At 58.3% G+C, this 3,383-nt stretch carries 8 protein-coding genes; all 8 read left to right on the top strand.

What is annotated here, in order from left to right; genetic code table 11:
* Window positions 1-112: 112 nt before the first annotated feature.
* Window positions 113-430, top strand: coding sequence for a hypothetical protein (locus HP546_RS27965; RefSeq protein WP_172232383.1), 318 nt, complete (start codon window positions 113-115; stop codon window positions 428-430).
* 11 nt (window positions 431-441) lie between these two features.
* Window positions 442-1,128 (top strand): hypothetical protein, encoded by a 687-nt coding sequence (locus HP546_RS27960; RefSeq protein ID WP_172232380.1) that lies wholly within the window; start codon window positions 442-444, stop codon window positions 1,126-1,128.
* Window positions 1,129-1,152: 24 nt separating this feature from the next.
* On the top strand, window positions 1,153-1,779 hold the full coding sequence (locus HP546_RS27955; RefSeq protein WP_172232377.1) for a hypothetical protein: 627 nt from the start codon (window positions 1,153-1,155) through the stop codon (window positions 1,777-1,779).
* A 130-nt stretch (window positions 1,780-1,909) separates the two neighbouring features.
* Entirely contained in the window at window positions 1,910-2,233 is a 324-nt protein-coding gene (locus tag HP546_RS27950) for a phage holin, lambda family (RefSeq protein ID WP_010952643.1), read from the top strand.
* A gap of 3 nt (window positions 2,234-2,236) precedes the next feature.
* Entirely contained in the window at window positions 2,237-2,467 is a 231-nt protein-coding gene (locus HP546_RS27945; RefSeq protein WP_172232374.1) for a hypothetical protein, read from the top strand.
* 61 nt (window positions 2,468-2,528) lie between these two features.
* Window positions 2,529-2,759: a hypothetical protein gene (locus tag HP546_RS27940; protein ID WP_172232371.1), complete on the top strand. Its 231-nt coding sequence runs from the start codon at window positions 2,529-2,531 to the stop codon at window positions 2,757-2,759.
* 190 nt (window positions 2,760-2,949) lie between these two features.
* Entirely contained in the window at window positions 2,950-3,108 is a 159-nt protein-coding gene (locus HP546_RS27935; RefSeq protein ID WP_172232368.1) for a hypothetical protein, read from the top strand.
* A partial coding sequence (locus HP546_RS31185; protein WP_218584638.1) for an HNH endonuclease occupies window positions 3,108-3,383 on the top strand: 276 nt, incomplete at its 3' end. The genes HP546_RS27935 and HP546_RS31185, both read left to right, overlap by 1 nt.

Below are 3,383 nucleotides of genomic sequence, written 5' to 3'. Positions count from 1 at the left end.
CCATGACCACCCTTTACGGTCGCCAGCGTGCGCTTACCTGGAAAGAGGAATTGATGTGGCGGCTTTTCGGTTGGCCGCCGCGAGGCTTCGAGCTGGTTGACGAGGTAGTTGAGTGAGGAAGAGCCACGGCCCGTCCTTAAAGAAGGCGGTGATCGAGCTGGACAAGTGCCCTTTGTGCCGTGGGAGAGCGGTCACAAAGAGCCTGTTTTACGAGATGCCCTGCGGCCACTGCAATGGCTCCGGCTGGGTGGAGGCAGCCACTGGCGAGGCCCTGCCCCTGGATGAACTGGTTACCCAGCTCAGCCTGAGGCTGCAGGCCGCGACACGGCAGATAGAGCAGTTGAAGAACCCTCAGGCATCCGGGCCTGAGGCTACATATCAGGGAAGCAACCGGCGCGGCGCCGGCGGCACCAACTACACCGGCGATTGAGGGGAAAGGACATGATTTACAGCAGCGTATCGGGCGCAGTAGTTGCCGCTCTGGCGGCGGGCGAGAAGGGATCGGCGAAGGCCCAGGCCTGGCAGAAGCTGTATAAATCGGCAGAGGAAGAAGGCGGATGCCTCGCGTCACTTGGCGGGCAGTCCGTAAACATTGATCAGGCCTCGGTCGATTTCTGGGTTTCCGCACGCCTGCACCACATGCTGAAGCCGCAGCATTGGGATGCCCTGGTGGCTAAGTACAGCACGAACAAGGCGAGGAAGGTTCAGGCCATTACCCTGGTTCGGCCGCGCATTGCGAGCCCGGCTTCGCAGTTGTTCATCTACAAGGCAGTCACAGCCTGGGCAATCCCGAAACTCAAGGGTGCTCGCCGCAAGCCGCCGCGCTCCGTGTCGGTTGAGATCCCTTTGGATGCATCGGCATGGCGTCGTGACGCCACAGTGAATGCTGCCGTTGCTGCTGGCCAGGCGGAAAAGAAGCGCATCGAGGCTTTGCAAGAGGGCGTGATCATCCTGCCGGACAGCTTCTACGACATGAACACCTGGGACCTTGATGCCACTCCGGAGTCGACGCGCCGCCGCTGGAGGGCTGAAATCAACGAGAAGCTCGATGGTTTGGTGGATGATGCCTTGGCTGATGTGAAAGTGATTCTGGAGGCTGAAGGGTTGCTGATGAAAGAGGCCGCGTGATTGCCTGTTGACATCAGTGAGCGAATGAGCGAAATTATCCCCATCCTGTCATTCCTGCGCGTTGCTGAGGAGTGGACATCAAAAGCCCGGCCATTCAATCGGGCTTTTTTGTGGCTCGTTTCTGACCTTTGTGGCATGTTGCCAGCTCATCATAAGGAGTTGGCTATGTCTCTGTATTCTGACCTTCAACAGCGATACGAGAGTCGCGAAAGCGCGATTCAAGGGCAGCTTTATCTGCTGTCCAAAGCAGCTGGCGAGCTTGCCTCTGGGTTCGGGAAATACCTGGGCGTGCCTAGTGATAAATGGAACCACCCTGATGGCAAGGCTGGTGAGCGCTACGTTAGGTTGGGCGAAGGTTCGGCAAGTGCATTCAAAGAAAAGCGCTGGGTCGAATTGAGTAGTCTCAAGGGCAAAGTAGATTTTTCGATTGCTCTCACGTTGGTATCGGAAGATCGCGCGAGTCGAGTCACATACGTCTTCGAACTGGGTGTCCAATTCACCGAGTTTGGATATCTATTCGAAGTGAATGGCCGAGGTGTCCCGCTCACTGTAGAGGATGTCAAAGCTGGTGATTTTGAACCGGTCTACAGCCAGATCGTTGAGCAATTGCTTGCCCGGCTCGATAAGTCGGACATCCTTATCAAAAACTGAGTTTCCTCTATCTCTAAGCCCAGCCATCGTGCTGGGCTTTTTCGTTTTCGGCTCCCCCACGCCCATCGCTCCGAGCTGGGAGTGCTGTTGGGGCCGAACCTACTCCGCTCCCCAAAAGGGAGGAATCGAGATGCCAAACATGCCCGAGAAGGATCCTGGCCTGTGGGCCGCTGTGCTCACCTGGGTGCTGGCCCATCAGCCTCAGCTGTATGCCGCTGGCTTGTCAGTCGCGATCGCCGTCCTCCGGGTGGTGTATGGCGGCGGCACCCGGCGGCAGATGTTCTTGGAGGGTGCGTTGTGCGGTCTCATCACCCTGGCCCTTGTGCCGTTGCTCGAATGGATGGGGTTGCCGCAGGGCATGGCCACCTTCGCGGGCGGCATGGTCGGGTTCATGGGCGTTGAAAAGCTTCGCGGCTACTCCGACCTGTTCTTGTCTCGTAAGGCGCAGGGGTGATCAATGAATCGAAACCAGATTGCCACCGCCTACAGCCTATTTTTCAAGCGTGATCAGGTGCAACGGCGCTTGGATACGGTACTGAGTGGATCCGGGGTTGCATTGATGGTGACCGGTGATTATCAGGAGCCGGCTGTTCTTGCTGCTGTTGTTGATCCACTTGCAGATTACTTTCGGAAAGAGCTCGAGCACATTGATGCTCAGCTGAAGTTGTTGGGGTGGAGCGGCGAGTAGCTCAGTCGCGCCCCGATGCCTAGATGCGCCGTTTCGTGGCGCGCCCACACGAGGATCCACCATGGACAACCAGCACAAGAAGATCACCGGCTACCGCGACCTCACTCAGACTGAGATCGACGGCATGAACTCGATCAAGGCCTTGGAAGCGGATGCCGGCGAGCTGTTCAAGCAGATAGGCCAGATTCACGGGGTTGATCAGCGCACCTTGGCTCTGGCCAAGACCAACCTGCAGCAAGGTTTCATGTGGTTCGTGCGTTCGATCGCTAAGCCCGCTGATCCTTTTAGCTGATGGCCAAGGCACCTTACACGCCTTGCAAGCTGTACGTGGACGGCGCCGAGGGCATCGCAGGGGCCCTTCGAGTAAGCCGGACTAGGCCTGAGCGCAAGCACATGCACTGCCTGCGCTGGCCGATTGCCGAGGTGCCGACAGATGCCTGGTGTTTCCAATTGACCTGGTACAAGAGATAGGAGCGTGAGCCATGGCCCGTATGACCGTGACAATCGTCTGTCGGCAGAGCTGGTGGCTCAAGTACTACCTGGCCGGCGTCCTGGCTATGACCCACATCACCGGACGCGAGCCGGACCTTGGCCGTGTATTCAGGTGGATAGAGCGCGGTATCAGAGTCGAGGTGCGCTGATGGCCAGGCTCAGGACACTGGGACCGCGCATCAAGGAAAGCGCAGGCTCGCGGGTCAAGGTGGTCACAGCAGGCAGTTGGCGAAGCGGAATGACCAGCTCTCAACGTGGCTACGACTACCGATGGCAGAAGGCTCGAGAGCAGTATCTTCGTGACAACCCGCTGTGCATCTACTGCGAGCGGAACGGCCGCACTACTGCGGCCCGGGTTGTCGACCACATCGTTGCTCACCGTGGAGACATGGTTCTCTTCTGGGATCAGACCAACTGGCAGGGC

It is taken from the genome of Pseudomonas sp. CM25 (assembly GCF_013179705.1).
Lineage (GTDB): Bacteria > Pseudomonadota > Gammaproteobacteria > Pseudomonadales > Pseudomonadaceae > Aquipseudomonas.
This window is presented reverse-complemented; position numbering and strand designations above follow the sequence as displayed.